Origin of the sequence: Rhodococcus olei, assembly GCF_039540555.1 — a bacterium.
Taxonomy (GTDB): Bacteria; Actinomycetota; Actinomycetes; order Mycobacteriales; family Mycobacteriaceae; genus Rhodococcus_G; species Rhodococcus_G olei.
Map to the genome: position 1 here is coordinate 500591 of NZ_BAABFB010000029.1, position 15467 is coordinate 516057.

The window sequence follows — 15467 nt, forward strand, 5'->3', positions numbered from 1 at the left end:
CCTACTTCGCGATCGCGGCCATCGCCTTGCGGATTCGTTTGTCGGACACCGGGTACGGGGTGCCCAGCGACTGAGCGAACAGTCCCACCCGCAGTTCCTCGATCATCCACCGGATCGCGTCCACGTCCGAGTCGTGGTGGCGGCGTGGATCGAGGCGCGCGAGGAGCTTGCCGTACTCGTCGAACACCCCGTCCAGCACGGCGAGGTTCTGGCGGTCCCGCACCGCGGAGGCGGGCAGCGCCTCGAGCCGCCTGATCGCCGCGTCGAGGTAGCGCGGCACCTCGCGCAGCCGGGTGGCGCCGGTGTCGGCGACGAAACCGGGATACACGAGGGCGTCGAGCTGGTCGCGAACGTCGTCGGTGGCGTCGCCGCGGCTTCCGTCGAGCAGGACCCGGAGCTGCTGGGTGTGGGCCAGGACGGGGACGACCAGTCGCACCAGCACCGCGACCTCGCGGGGCAGTTCGGCGCGGACCGCCTGCTGCAGGCTCGCGAAGCCCTCCGGGGTGCGTGGCGGGCCGCCGTGCCGGTCGATCAGGGCGTCGACCGCACAGACGCGGCAGTCCTCGACGAGTGCGTCGACGCTCCCGTGCGGGTTCTGGCTCAGGGCCAGCCGGTCCCGGGTGCCGAGTCCGCCGATCGCGGACTTCGTCGGGGTCGGGATCGCCTCGAGCAGCAGGGCCCGGGTGCCCTCGCGCATCGCCCGGCGCTGGTCGGCCGGGGTCGCGAGGACCCGCACCGCGACTCCGCCCGACTCCGGGACCAGCGCCGGATAGCCGACGACCTTCTGCCCACCGAGCGTGCGGGTGACGGTGTCCGGCACGGTCCCGAGCGTCTCGGACGTCCACACCGTCGCGGCGGGGCGTTCGGTGGTCGCGGTGGCCTTCGACACGGCGGCCGCGACCCGGCGCGACTGCCCGGATCGCAGGTCGTCGAGGTTCTTGCTGCGGCCGAGGACCTTTCCGCCGGGGTCGACGGCCGCGAACGTCATCCGCAGGTGGTCGGGCACCGCGGTCGGGTCGAAGTCGGCGGGTGTGATCGGGGTGCCGGCCATCCGCGTCAGTTCGCGGGCGATCGCGACCGTCAGAGGCTCGGAACGTGCCTGCACCGTGGACAGCGCCGCCCGCGCGTAGTCGGGGGCCGGAACGACGGTGCGGCGCAGTGCCTTCGGCAGGGTCTTGATCAGGGCGGTGACCAGTTCCTCGCGCATGCCCGGCACGAGCCACTCGAACCCGACGTTCCGGACCTGCGCGAGCAGGGCGACGGAGATCCTGGCGGTCACGCCGTCGTCCTCGGTGCCGGGTTCGAACTGGTAGGTGAGCGGGAACGAGATCTCGCCCTGCCGCCACGTGTTCGGGTAGTCGCCGCCGAGGACGGTGGTGGCCTCGGGGTTGACGACGTTCGCCGCGGTGAACGTGAGCAGGGTCGGGTCGGCGCGCCGCGCCTTCTTCCACCAGGTGTCGAAATGCCGCGCGGACACCGCTTCCGGCGGGATCCGCTGGTCGTAGAACTCGAACAGGGCGTCGTCGTCGACGAGGATGTCGCGGCGCCGGGCCCGGGTCTCCATCTCCTCGACGCCCTCGAGCAGGGCGCGGTTGGTGTGGAAGAACTCGTGGTGCGTCTGCCACTCGCCCTGGACCAGCGCGTGCCGGATGAACAGGTCGCGCGAGGCCTCCGGGTCGATCGCCGAGTAGGTGACCGCGCGCTTGGCGACGAGCGGGATGCCGTACAGGGTCACCCGTTCGTACGCCATCGCGCACGCCCGCTTCGTGGACCAGTGCGGCTCGGAGTAGGTGCGTTTGACCAGGTGCGGTGCGAGCTTCTCGGCCCATTCCGGTTCGATCCCGGCCGCCATCCGGCCCCACAGCCGGGTGGTCTCGACGAGTTCGGCGGCCATCACCCAACGGGGTGGCTTCTTGAACAGGGACGAGCCGGGGAAGACGGCGAACCGGGCGCCGCGCGCTCCGAGGAAGTCCTTCTTCTCGCCCTCGCGCAGGCCGATGTGCGAGAGCAGACCGGCGAGCAGTGCCTGGTGCACGGAGTCCGCGGATGCGTCCCCGTCGGCGACCGACCACCCGAGCGACCGGGTGATCTGGGACAGCTGGCCGTGCAGGTCCTGCCACTCGCGGATCCGGAGCCAGTGCAGGAACTCGGCCTTGCACATCTTGCGGAACTGGTTGGACGACAGTTCCTTCCGCTGCGTGCGGAGGTACTCCCACAGCTTCAGGTAGGCGAGGAAGTCCGACCCCTGTTCGACGAAGCGGGCGTGCTTCTCGTCGGCGGCCTGCTGGTGTTCGGCCGGTCGTTCGCGCACGTCCTGGATCGACAGCGCGGAGACGATCACGAGCATCTCGCGCAGGCAGCCGGTGTGGTTGGCCTGCGCGAGCATGCGCGCCATCCGCGGGTCCACCGGGATCTGCGCGAGTTCGCGCCCGACCGGCGTGAGCTCGGCCGGCGCGTCCTTGCGGGCCGGAACGAGCGCACCGAGCTCCTCGAGCAGCGCGACGCCGTCGCGGACGGCCCGGGGGTCCGGCGGCTGCACGAACGGGAACGCGGCGATGTCGCCGAGACCGAGCGCGGTCATCTGCAGCACCACCGACGCCAGGTTGGTGCGCAGGATCTCCGGTTCGGTGAACTCCGGCCGGGAGTCGAAGTCCTCCTCCGAGTACAGCCGGATGCAGACACCGTCGGCGACACGGCCGCAGCGACCCGCCCGCTGCCGGGCCGAGGCCTGCGAGATCTCCTCGATCGGCAGTCGCTGCACCTTGGTGCGCACCGAGTACCGGGAGATGCGGGCGGTGCCTGGGTCGACGACGTACCGGATGCCGGGGACGGTCAGCGACGTCTCGGCGACGTTGGTGGACAGCACCACGCGGCGGCCGGTGTGTGGCTCGAACACCCGGTGCTGCTCGGCCGCGGACAGCCGTGCGTACAGCGGCAGGATGTCGAGTCCGCGGATCTTGCGTTCGCCCAACGCGTCCGCGGTGTCGCGGATCTCCCGTTCGCCGGAGAGGAACACCAGGATGTCGCCGTCGCCCTCGGCCATGAGTTCCTCGACGGCCTCACCGACCGCGTCGACGGGGTCGCGGTCGATCGTCTGCTCGCCGACGTGCACGGTCAGCGGGCGGTACCGCATCTCGACCGGGAAGGTGCGGCCGGACACCTCGACGATCGGGGCGGGCACCCCGTCGACGGCGAAGTGCTCGGCGAACCGCTCCGGGTCGATCGTCGCGGAGGTGATGATCACCTTCAGGTCCGGGCGGCGGGGCAGCAGCTGCCGGAGATAGCCGAGGATGAAGTCGATGTTGAGGCTGCGCTCGTGCGCCTCGTCGATGATCAGCGTGTCGTAGCGGCGCAGCAGGCGGTCCCGCTGGATCTCGGCCAGCAGGATGCCGTCGGTCATCAGCTTGACCAGGGTGCCGTCGGAGACCTGGTCGGTGAACCGGACGGTGTACCCCACGGCGTCGCCGAGGGGGGTGTCGAGTTCCTCGGCGATCCGTTCGGCGACGGTGCGGGCGGCCAGACGCCGCGGCTGGGTGTGGCCGATGACGCCGCGGATGCCGCGGCCGAGGTCCAGGCAGATCTTCGGGATCTGGGTGGTCTTACCGGAGCCGGTCTCGCCGGCGACGATCACCACCTGGTGTGACGCGATCGCCGCGGCGATGTCGTCGCGCCGGGCGCTGACCGGCAGCGCGTCCGGGTAGCTCGTCTTCGGGACGTGGGCGCGCCGGGTCGCGATCCGGGCCTGCCCTCGCGCCACCTCGGCGGCGACCGCGTCGAGCTGTTCGGGGGTCCGGGCCCGGTCCAGGCGCCGACGCAGCCGGTGTTCGTCGCGGAGGGTCAGTTCGCTCAGCTGCCGCCCGAGGTCGCGGCGGGTGGGGCCGGGCGTGGCGGAGGGGGATGTGGTGGACATGCTCAGGTCAGGGTATCGAACGAGCGGCTGCCGCAGCGTCCCCGGCTCGGGGCCGGGACCGCCCGGACCGGCGCCGCTCCGCCGCGGAGTCGGTGAGCCGATCGGGTGAAATGTCGAATTCCGCTGGTGCGCAACGACTGTGGTGTACCAACCGGTCCGGATCCCGAGCATCGAACGATACGCGGTCCGTCACCGTCCGTTCGCCCACTGTTCGCGCCCGGTTCGCGGAACCGGGCGATGCTGGCCCGGGATCCACCAGAGGTCCCGGGCCCCGCAACTCCCGACCGTCCGCTCCGATGCGACCGCGGCGCACCTGGGCGAATCCTCACGACGGACATGAGATGAACCAGGACAGGAGAGCAATGTCGCCCCGTGTCACCTCCCTCACCCGGACCGCCGCCCTGGCCGGACTGGCCGCCCTCACCTTCGCCGTCGGCAGCGGCACCGCCAACGCCGAGGTCCTCCGGATCGCCGACAGTTCCGCCACCAAGACCACGGTCCTGGGCACGAACCTCGAGATCGTGCAGTCCGGGCAGTGGCTCAACGACGTGATCCCACTCAACGGCACCCCGTTCGACAAGGACGTCTTCTTCGGCGGGAACACCGCCTTCCACTCCAGCGGCGGCGCCCCGATCACCGCGGGCACCGTCGACGTCGGTGTCCAGGTCGGCTACATGGTGGACGTCTCCAACGGTGTGTCGCTCGGCGGCAAGGCGGGCATCACCCCGCTCGAGGCCCTGGGCATCCCGGTCGGTGGGCTGCCGACGCTGACGATGTCGCTGGCTGTCCCCCTCGAGGCGAACTGGGTGGTCCCGATCCGGCCCGGTCAGATCGTCGCGATCTCGCTGAACAAGAAGACCCTGTCCTCCGGCAACGCCAACGTCAACCTCGACAACATCCACTTCCAGATCAACGGTGCCGCCGGCCCCGTCACGGTGCGGACGTACTCGCAGTGGACGGCGTCCACCAAGGAGACCGACGACTCGTTCGCCGTGTACGGTCCGCCGATCCAGCTCTGACCCGTCGACCGTCACCCATCCCGCAACCCGAAGGAGATCCCATGTTCGACGCCGTCCTGCACCTCCACGACATCGTGAAGACCCCGACGACCAGCCTCCTCGACGCGCTCGTGCAGTCGATCCAGTGGTTCACCGGGTCGTCGACCCAGACCCTCTGACGGGGCCGCCGCCCCGGGACCGCGTGTGACGGACTCCGCCGGCCTCCGGGGTCGGCGGAGTTCCGTGCGATCGGGCGGACATGGCCGCCTGGGCCGTCAGTTGACCCAGCCGACGTCGGTGGTCCACCGCGCAGGCCGGGCCGCGCCAGGGATCAGGGTGGGTGTGATCGAGCCCTGGGGTGCTGGTTCACCGCGTGTCCGTCGACGAGACTTGGTGGGACGCATAGGCGCAGCGACTCGATTCTCCCGGGAGCTGCTTGGAGTTGCGGAGATGTGGCGGCTGTGAGCTCGGATGGGGACGGGATCGGTGACTCGGCTGCCTACCTGGAGCGGCGGTACTCCGAGCGGACATTCGAGAACGACCTGGCGGCTCGATCGAGTGCAGTGTGGGACGCGACCCTCGATCACGATCACGGGAGAGCGCGATGGACGCTGGGTGTGCCCCCACCCGAGCTCTCGGTGGATGACACCGATCTCCCGGGTTCGGCCGCGGCGGAGAAGCTGTTCGAGAGGTACCAGGGAAGACTGCTCTTCGTACTCGAGTACGAAACCCCGGTCGGACTACCGCGTGACAGCGCCCGGGCATGGGCTCGGGCGCTGGGCGCGATGAGCTTTGCGGATCCACCGGGGGAGACACTGCGGGTCTTGGCCGTGTTGGACTGGGAGCTGTGGAACACCTGGGGTGAGGTGGCTCGCGGTCATGGCGACCGAGACCCGTCATTCGTCCGCGGAATGGTCGCCATCCAGCGCGGATTGACGGGGATGCGGCAGATCATGGTGCATGTCGGCTTCCCCGATGTCTTCGCGCTCCCCGACGGCACCGACGACTAGGCGTGTGCAATCGACGAAGTTGCGGGCGGTCGCCGGCGCGGTGCCCGACGGAAGCACGTCCGACACCCCGGTCGTGTCGGTCGTGGTTCGCGCGCTTTCGGTGACCCGGATGGCAGTGTGTCCACTGTCCACAGACGCCGGGAGTCGCATTGTCACTCAATCGAACGCCGTCGCCGTCGGGGCGGTCCATCCGCCGCATCACGAGGAGGCGTCCTCCAGTTCTCGCGGCCGCCGCGGAACCCGACTACTTTCCCGGTGCCAGCCTTCGGTCCCAGGTCTTGGCACACACGCTGCGGATGACGGTCAAACCGTTGCTCGGGGTGTGGGCGCAGTGGCCGAGTCCCCTGTGGCCCGCCGGGGTGATCGACCATGCCGCGAAGATCCTCCCGCCCCTCGCGGGCGCCACCCACCAACGCGTGCGCCTCGAGAACTGCGACGCCGAATGGATCCACGCCCGCAACGTGGTCGGCGAGACGGTGGTGCTGTATCTGCACGGCGGCGGGTTCCTCACCTGCGGATTGAACACCCACCGGCGGTTGGCCACGCGGATCTCCGCCTCCGCCGGGGCCGCCGTGCTCAGTGTCGACTACCGGATGATGCCCAGACATCCGATCGGTGATTCTGTCGCCGACTGCGTCGACGGTTACCGGTGGCTGCTCGGGCAGGGGTTCGGGGCGGGGCAGATCGTGATCGCCGGTGATTCGGCAGGCGGATACCTGACCTTCATGACGGCGCGTGCGCTCGCCGATCTGGGCCTGCCGCGTCCGGCAGGCCTGGTCGCGCTGTCACCGCTGATGGACATGGATCCCGCGGGGAAACTCGCCCACCCGGGCGCCGACCGGTGTGCGGTCTTTCCGCGCTCGGTTCTCGCGGCGCTCGCCGGCGTGGCCGACCGGGTCGATCACCGGGGGCCCACCGGCGCGAGGGAACCGCGTGTCTCGCCCGTGGACGGCGTCCTGGAGGGGCTGCCGCCAGTGTTGATCCAGGTCGGGTCCACCGACATCTTCTACCCCGACGCGGAACTGATGACCCAGCGCCTCGCGGCGGCGGGGGTCCCGGTCACGCTCGAGGTGTGGGACCGGCAGATCCACGTTTTCCACGTGGCCGCCGACGTCATCCCCGAGGCACAGCGCGCGATCGCGCAGATCGGCGAGTTCGTCCGCACCACGACGGCCGCACGCACCCGTCACCGGGACCGAACACGACTACGGGTGTGGATCGGTTCTGCATCCGGATTCTTCCGACGCAGTGGACCATTGCGTCGGACGTAGTGGGCTTGAGCCACAGATGCGGGTGTCTCCAGTTGTCGCAGCTGTGCTGGGTCGATCCGCTCGGACGGCCGGCACCGGCGGCCTGAGGTACTGGCGACCGCGATCTCGGGACGGTGCAGTTCGCGATCCGGTGACCGGCAACAGGGCCACCGCCGGGCCGAACTGTGTGACGGTCGTCATCGGCAAGTGTAATGGGCTGCGCGGCATATGGTTTCGACAGTTGAAGCGCGCCTCGACCCAACTGCCTGACGGTTCCGAGCCGAGACCGGGGTGGCGGGAGCTGCGCCCGGCGTGAGGCGCGTTGACGACGCGTCGTGCATCCCGCGACGAGCCCTGACGAGCAGCCCTCGCCCTCCCTGTGCGCTACCGGAGGTCACTCGGTCGCCACTCTGCGTGATTCGTCGGCCATTGCTCACCTCCGCAGCGGCCGGAGTTCACACGGGGTTCGTTTCGGGGCCTCATCGTGGAGGAGCGGGTGATGCTCGTCCTGCTCCGTCACGCGCATGCCGCAGAGAAGCAGAACTGGGGTAGGGCCCGAGCCGAACGCACTCCCCGACGAGCGTCCCCGGCAGCGAGCAGACCGACTCGCTGGACACCACCGAGAACACGCCACATGCCATGGTCCCGGGGGACCGGACCGCCTCGGTCCGGGTACAGGCTGGCGGAAAGGCCGAACCCGTGCTGTACCCGATGTCGCCGACCGATTCGATGTTCCTGCTCGGCGAGTCCCGCGAACATCCGATGCACGTCGGGGGCCTGGCCCTGTTCGAACCGCCGGACGGCGGTGAGGCCAGGGACGTGCGGGCGATGCTCGACACGGCCCTGACGCGGGGCGTGGTGGCGCCGCTGCTGCGCAAACGGGCCCGCCGGTCGGTATCCACGCTGGGGCAGTGGGGGTGGGAGAGCGATGTCGAGGTCGACCTGGAATATCACGTCCGCCACGACGCCCTGCCCGCACCGGGAGGCATCGCGGAGCTGATGGCACTGGTCTCGCGCCTGCACGCCGGACTGCTCGACCGCGGCCGTCCGCTGTGGGAGATGCACCTGATCGAGGGGCTCGCAGACGGACGCCTCGCGGTGTACATGAAGATCCACCACGCCCTGGCCGACGGCGTCTCGGCGATGGCACTGCTGCGCAGCGCGCTCAGCGAGGACCCCGACGTATCGGGGATGCCCGCACCGTGGGAGCCGCTGGTGCGCGAGCGCCCCGAACCAGGGGTGGTGCCGGGCACGTCCTCCGGTGCCGTCGGCGGATTCACCCCGCTCGGCCTGCCCGCGGCGGTCCTGCGCGCCGGGCGCGGCGCCGTCGGGGAGGTCGCCGGGCTGCTGCCCGCTCTCGCCGGGACCGTGGACGCGGCCCGCCGCGGACAGGGCGGACCGCTCACCCTCACCGCACCCGAGTCGATGCTCAACGTGCCGATAGGCGGCGCCCGGCAGTTCGCCGCCCGGTCGTGGCCGATCGAACGCCTGCGCCTGGTCGCCAAGCATGCCGACGCCACCGTCAACGACGTGGTGCTCGCGATGTGCTCCGGCGCGCTGCGCACCTTCATGGGCGCACTCGGCGCCCTGCCCGCCGGCCCACTGATCGCGATGGTCCCGGTCTCCCTGCGCGGCGAACAGCAGGAAACCAAGACCGGCAACGAGATCGGGATGCTGGCGTGCAACCTGGGCACCCACCTCGCCGACCCCGCCCGCCGGTTCGAGGCGGTGCGCGCGTCGATGACCGAGGGCAAGGCCGCGATGCGCACCCGCAGCCGCACCCAGATCCTGGCGATGAGCGCCCTCGGCATCGCCCCCGTCGCCCTGGGGATGTTCGGCCTCGGTGGGCCGATCCGCCCGGCGAACGTGATGATCTCCAACGTGCCCGGCCCGAAGACCCCGCAGTACTGGAACGGTGCCCGCATGACCGCGCTGTACCCGCTCTCGATCCCGGTCGACGGCCAGGCCCTCAACATCACCTGCACGAGTACCGACGACGACATCGCGTTCGGGCTCACCGGCTGCCGGCGCGCCCTGCCCCGCCTGACACCGATCCTCGACCACCTCGACGACGAACTGGGCGCCCTCGAGCACGCCGCCGGCCTGTAACCCGCAGGCACCGGGCCCGGCGCTCGCCGCCTCAACCACGCCATGCACCCGGACACGAACACCCCACGGGGTCGACAAGGGGAAGGACACGAACAACGCATGAACCATCACCCCACACGCGACCGGTCCCCGATCGAGCCACCGGCCAGGTTCGGTTCGGCCTCGGTTGTCGCGCTGGGGTCCGGCGTCCCGGTTCGGGAGTACCGAAACAGGGAAGGGTCACCACCGATGCGGTCAACGACCACCTCGCCTCACGTCGGCAACGCAGGACAGACCTCGTCCGGGACTCGGACATGCGGGAAGCGGTCCTTGTCGCCGACGCATCGTGGGTGGGTGTGGCGGTGTCGCCGTCACGGGTTCGTTCGTGAGGGTCAGCTGTGGTGAGTCCACGGAACAACTGGTCGGACGAGTTCATCGACGTCTTTCTCGACGAGGCCCGACGGCACGGGTTGACCGCGCCTCGGACCACGGTCGCCGGGATCATCGACCGGCACACCGCCCAGGTCGCCCTCCGGCTCGGCGTGACGGTGAACACCGCACGCACCCGGATCTCCGAGGGCGACATCCGGGACATGGCACGGGAGGCCTCCGCGGGGTTCGCGAAGGGGGAGCCCGGTCAGGAGCTCCTCGACATCCCGGTCACCCACACGGTGCCGCTTGCGGTCGTGGCCCGGACCCTCGCCTGCCTGGCCGCCACCTCCGAACTCGCGATCACAGCCGCTGCCGCTCGGCTCGATCGTGAGGACATCGGGCACGCAGGCGGCAAGGCGACCGCCCTGATCGCCGCCTGGTCGTTGATGATCGAACGGACCGCCACCGACAATGACCATGACGGTGTACTCGCCGTGGCGGTGCCGGAGGCGGCGATTCACCGTGCCCTGCGCGAGCTGGCGCGCGCCACCGTGCACCTCGACGCCGGTGCCCTCCCACTCGACGGCGGCGATCCGGACCTGCTACGCGCGGCCCTGGGCGACAACATCACTGCTCTCCTCGGCGAACTCTGACCAGCAGAGACGTCGGCGCCGTCATGGTCGGGCGCGGAGGAGTCGAGCGGCGGTACGCATGGGAGGGAGGCTGTGCGGGCCGGCGCGCCGGGCAGCCCCGAACGTCGACAGGGGTGCCCGCTCGGCCAACACGTAGCGCGGGAGTCCCGGTGATCGTCGTCTCGTGTGCCCGGCGCCGCCGCACCCACGGGACGGCGGTGCTGTTCGTCACCCACGAGATCTGGTCCAGCCTCGGTGGGGCGAGGAAAATAGGGACGATGGTCGACATCTATGAGGTACCCGCAGGAGAGCCACGCCTGACGTCCTTCCTCCAGGCGCAGCGCACCACGCAGATCGCCCGGCGCGGCGAGTTGATCGACGCACGCGACCGCCCGGCCCTGATCGCATCGAGCGACGACGAGACGGTCGGGGTGCTGATCTACGACATCGACGGCACGAACTGCGAAATCGTGAACATGCGCGCATCCGGCCAATGGGGCGGCGTCGGCACGGCCCTCCTCGAACGCATCGCCGAAGTCGCCCGTGCACGAGGCTGTTCGCGACTGTGGTTGGTCACGACGAACGACAACCTCGACTCGATGCAGTTCTACCAGCGGCGCGGATTCCGCCTGGCGGCCGTTCGATGCGGCGCAGTGGACGAGGCGAGACGGACCCTGAAGCCGGACATCCCCGACGTGGGCTACTACAAGATCCCGCTTCGGGACGAAATCGAGTTCGAGCGCGACCTCGAACCCGCGTAGGCGGGCCCGGTCCGGCTTCCTGCCACCCGTGCTCATTCGGAATGCGGGTGGATGACGCGACGTGGGTTCGTTGCCGCGAGTGCGACACAACTGGTGCGGGCAACTGCCACGGCGTTCAACGGGTGCGCAGTTGTGGCGTCACGACTGGGTGTGGCCGTGTTGCATTGCGCGCGTGCCGCTTCGGGCCCGATTCGAGAGACCGTGACCGAACCGTTATGGTTTGGTTATGGGTTCGAGTCTTGGTGTTTCTGTCGGCGCGAGTGCGGTGAGGCTGGCGTGCCCGGATGAGGAGGGCGTCGACGCGCCGGAGTTCAGGTGGTGGGCCGTCGGCGCCGAGGAGACGCGACCCGAGGAACTCGCCGCGGAATCGGTCGGCATCGTGCTCGCCGAGCGGTCCGGCGACGACCACCCGCCGGCGGTCGCGGTCGCCTACCGGGATCGGGAGCAGGCGGACGCGGTGTCGGCGGCGTTGGCCCGGCACCAGATCCAGCACGTCCAGTTGGTGCCCGGGGAGACGGCGGCGCTGCGGATGCTCGAGGAGTCGGGTGCGCTCGCGGACCACGCGACCCTCGTCCTCTACGACCTCGGCAGTTCCGGACTCACCGTCACCGTGATGGACCGGTCCACCGGAATGGTGCTGTCGCGGGCCCGCACCGACGAGATCAGCGGCGATCTCGTCGACGAACTCATCCGCGACCACCAACTCGACCAGCGCCGCGTCGACGAACCCGCCGACGCGGCGGCGCAGCGCGCGCTCGACGACCGCTGCCGCGAGGTCAAGGAGCGCCTGTCCGATCACGGGGCCGTGTGCATGCCCGGCGACGGGGGCCTGCTGCTGTTGTCGCAGGACGGTCTGGAGTCGCTGATCGCGCAGCCGGTGGAGGCGTCGGCGCGTCTGACCCGCCAGGTGGTCGGCCAGTCGGGCCGGGTCGCGGACGCCGTCGTCCTCATCGGGGGCGGTGCCCGCATCCCGCTGGTCCAGTCGGTGATACAGACCTGGCTGAACCTGCCGGTCATCGTCCCCGACCAGCCCGAGCTGGTTGCCGCCGAAGGTGCCGCACTGCTCGCGGAGTCGTACCCGGCGCCCCTGGAGCCGGATCCGGCGGCGACGGACGCGCTTGCGGTCGCGGCGGGGAAGCCCCGACGCTCGGCTCTCGCCGGCGGTGCCGTGGCCGCGGTCACCGTGATCGGTCTCGGACTCGGACTGGTGACCACTCTGCAGGGCACACCGGGCGACACCGGGCCGGTGCCGACCGCGACCACCCCGGAGGCGCCGACCGTGCACGAGGCCGCACCGCCGGCGGCGGTGTCCGTCGACCCGCCCCGCCCGGCGGTCCCGGAGCCTGCTGCGCCCAGCGCGGAGGCGCCGGCCGTGCACGAGGCCGCACCGCCTGCGGCGGTGTCCGTCGAACCGCCCCGCGCCGCGGTCTCGGTGCCGTCGGCCGCGGACCAAGGATCGGGCGTGTCCGCCCCGGTGCCCGCAGCGCCGACCCCCGCCGGGCACGGACCCCTGATCCCCGGTCTGCCGCAGATCCAGCTGCCTCCGCTGCCTGCTCCGCCCGCACTTCCCCGGATACCCGTGCCGTGGTAGACACCACCCTCGGGCCGGCGGGCGATGACTGCGAAGTTCGAGCGGTTCGAGCAGCCAACGGCGAGATCGTCGCGGCCGGCCGGCATGGCGAGGTTCGCGCCCACGAAGTGGATCGGTAGGGGCAACCAGGTCCCGACCACAAATGCTTCCAGAGCCCAGGCGAGGTGTCCCGGCCGGTGACTCTTGACAGCGGCGTATGCGGTTCTCACCCGGCGCAGCCGCTGACGGTGAGGACCGTAGTACTCGCGTTCCCAGTCCGCGAGACCGGTCTGTTTCATCCTCCGCCACGCCGGTACCCGATGTCAGCGATGCTTCGCCCCCTAATCACTCCGGCGGTTGAATTGGTCCCCGGCAGCAACCCGGTCCGGAGGGGGACCTGATCGCGGGGTGTGACAGCACCACCGACGAGGCCTGGTGCCGCCAACCATCCGGTCTCGAGGGCTAGGCTGACGAGGTGCTCGGCAGCGTCCCACGGAAGGTGGGTGTCGAGGAGGAGTTCCAACTCGTCGACCGCAAGACCCGGCGCCTGACTGCACGGGCGCAGGAGTTGCTCGCGCGGCTTCCCGGCGATCGGTTTGTCGGCGAGCTGCAGCGGTGCGTCGTCGAGGCGAACAGCGGCGTGTTCGACGACTTGTCGCAGTTGCGTGCCGACCTCGTCGGGCATCGTCGAACCCTGGTCGACGCGGCGGAGTCCCTGGGGATCGGTGTGGCGGCCGCGGGGGCGGTGCCGCTGATGCTTCCGACCGAGATGCAGGTCACCGGCTCACCGCGGTTTCAGCACATGCTGGCCGACTATCAGCTGCTGGCCCGTGAACAGCTGATCTGCGGTACCCAGGTGCACGTCGACCTGCCCGACCGGGACGAGGCGGTGCAGGTCGCCACCAGAGTGGTCTCCCATCTGCCGATTTTCCTGGCGCTCAGCGCGAGTTCGCCGTTCTGGGCGGACGGCTCGGACACCGGCTACGCGAGCGCGCGGGCCCTGGCGTGGCTGCGTTGGCCGACCACGGGCCCGGCCGCGCCGGTCGACTCCGTCGCGGCGTACGACGCGCTGGTCGCGGACTTGGTCTCGAGTGGTGTGATCAGCGATCCGGGCATGGTGTATTTCGACGTGCGCCCGTCGACCCGGTGGCCCACCCTGGAGTTGCGGGTGTGCGACAGTTGCCCGCGGTTGGACACCGTCGTGCTGGTGGCCGGGCTCTTTCGCTCCCTGGTCGAGCGTGAGGTGACCGCCCTGCGGGCCGGGGACCCGGGTGTCGTGATCTCACCGACGCTGGCCCGCGCCGCGCTGTGGCGGGCGGCCCGCTCCGGCCTGGAGGCGGAACTCGTCGACGTCGAGCGCGGGTCACCTCGACCGGCCGCCGAGATGGTTCGGTCCCTGGTTCGGTCGCTGCGTCCTCAGCTCGAGGACCACGGGGACTGGGAGACGGTGTCGGAGCTGTGCGCCGCTGCGCTGCACCAGGGCAGCTCGGCCGCGCGCCAGCGCCGCGCCTTGCGCCGGCGCGGTCGTCTGACGGATGTGGTCGATCTGCTGGTCTCCGAGACCGCGGGCCGCAGTGCCGACCTGTCCGGTCCGATCCCGGTGCACGGCAACGATTCACGCCTCACTCCGGCACAGCCCGGGACGCCTGCGCGGGTCCCGGCCGCCGCGCGGGGGACCGCGGAGGACCAGCTGGTGGCCTGGCGTCGCGACCTGCACGCGCATCCCGAGCTCTCGTTCGAGGAGCGCCGCACCACCGCTGTCGTCCGCGAGCACCTGGTCGGCCTCGGGCTCGAACCCGTCCTGCTCCCGGGCGGCACGGGGTTGTGGTGCGACCTCGGCCCCGCCACGCCGAGGTGTGTCGCGTTGCGCGCCGATCTCGACGCGCTGCCGGTGACCGAGACCACCGGCCTGCCCTACGCCTCGACGGTTCCGGGTGTGTCCCACGCCTGCGGGCACGACGCCCACACCGCGATGCTGATGGGCGCCGCCGCCGCGCTGACCAGGGACCCGCCCCGGGGCAGGGTCCGGCTGATCTTCCAGCCGGCCGAGGAGACCACGCCGGGCGGCGCGGTGGACACCATCGCCGCCGGGGCACTCGAGGGAGTCTCGAAAATCTTTGCACTGCACTGTGATCCGCACCTGGAGGTCGGCAGCCTGGCGACCCGCGCAGGACCGATCACCTCCTCCAACGCTGCCGTCACGGTGCGCTTGTGGTCGGCCGGCGGTCACACCGCCCGGCCGCATCTGACTGGTGATCTGATCCACGCGGCCGCGGTCCTGGTGACCGGCCTGGCCTCGGTGCTCGACCGACGGCTCGACGCCCGGACGGCGACGGTCCTGACCTGGGGCAGGGTCGCGGCCGGGCAGGTCGGCAACTTCGTGCCCGAGGCGGGTGAGCTGGTCGGCACGTTGCGCAGCGCCTCGCACGAGACCTGGGTGACGCTCGAGCCGCTGGTGGCCCGGACGATCGGTGAACTGCTCGCTCCGTACGACGTCCGCCACGAGCTGTCCTATCAGCAGGGGGTGCCACCGGTGGTCAACGACCCCGACTGCGCTGCCGAGCTGCGGCTGGCGATCGAGGCCGCGGTCGGACACGACAACCTGGCCGAGGCGCCGCAGTCCAGCGGCGGCGAGGACTTCGCCTGGTACCTCGAACACGTGCCGGGGGCGATGGCTCGACTCGGCGTGTGGGGCGGCACCGGTCCCCGTCAGGACCTGCACCATCCCGGATTCGTGCTCGACGAGCGCGCGATGGTCCACGGCGTCCGCACGCTTGTCGCGCTGACTCGAATCCATCACCGTGCGAACCCGTTCGGGTCGTAGCGCGCGTGGGTGTCGCGCTGGTGAATGCGCTGCGCGACGCGCAGCGGCGGGG

General features: G+C 70.8%; 9 protein-coding genes. 8 read left to right on the forward strand and 1 reads right to left on the reverse strand.

Annotated elements, in window-relative coordinates:
- Position 1: 1 nt before the first annotated feature.
- A complete protein-coding gene (gene hrpA, locus ABD951_RS08875; RefSeq protein ID WP_345343693.1) occupies positions 2-3910 on the reverse strand; it encodes an ATP-dependent RNA helicase HrpA in 3909 nt (1302 codons plus the stop codon).
- A gap of 362 nt (positions 3911-4272) precedes the next feature.
- Here hrpA and ABD951_RS08880 point away from each other — a divergent pair, with 362 nt between their 5' ends.
- The 8 genes from ABD951_RS08880 to ABD951_RS08915 all read left to right on the forward strand — a co-directional run bounded on the left by ABD951_RS08880 (position 4273) and on the right by ABD951_RS08915 (position 15415).
- Positions 4273-4929, forward strand: a complete 657-nt coding sequence (locus ABD951_RS08880; RefSeq protein ID WP_345343695.1) for an MspA family porin — start codon at positions 4273-4275, stop codon at positions 4927-4929.
- Between the two features lie 617 nt (positions 4930-5546).
- The gene (locus tag ABD951_RS08885) at positions 5547-5918 is read left to right on the forward strand and encodes a hypothetical protein (RefSeq protein ID WP_345343697.1); all 372 of its coding nucleotides are present in this window, start codon (positions 5547-5549) and stop codon (positions 5916-5918) included.
- Positions 5919-6214: 296 nt separating this feature from the next.
- The gene (locus tag ABD951_RS08890; RefSeq protein WP_345343699.1) at positions 6215-7189 is read left to right on the forward strand and encodes an alpha/beta hydrolase; all 975 of its coding nucleotides are present in this window, start codon (positions 6215-6217) and stop codon (positions 7187-7189) included.
- Positions 7190-7867: 678 nt separating this feature from the next.
- Complete coding sequence (locus tag ABD951_RS08895; RefSeq protein ID WP_345343701.1) at positions 7868-9277, forward strand: WS/DGAT/MGAT family O-acyltransferase; 1410 nt, start codon at positions 7868-7870, stop codon at positions 9275-9277.
- Between the two features lie 380 nt (positions 9278-9657).
- A complete protein-coding gene (locus ABD951_RS08900; protein WP_345343702.1) occupies positions 9658-10281 on the forward strand; it encodes a hypothetical protein in 624 nt (207 codons plus the stop codon).
- 149 nt (positions 10282-10430) lie between these two features.
- Entirely contained in the window at positions 10431-11021 is a 591-nt protein-coding gene (locus ABD951_RS08905) for a GNAT family N-acetyltransferase (protein ID WP_345343703.1), read from the forward strand.
- Positions 11022-11247: 226 nt separating this feature from the next.
- A complete protein-coding gene (locus tag ABD951_RS08910) occupies positions 11248-12612 on the forward strand; it encodes a DUF7159 family protein (RefSeq protein ID WP_345343705.1) in 1365 nt (454 codons plus the stop codon).
- Between the two features lie 454 nt (positions 12613-13066).
- Entirely contained in the window at positions 13067-15415 is a 2349-nt protein-coding gene (locus ABD951_RS08915; protein ID WP_345343707.1) for a glutamate--cysteine ligase, read from the forward strand.
- The last annotated feature ends 52 nt before the right edge of the window (positions 15416-15467 follow it).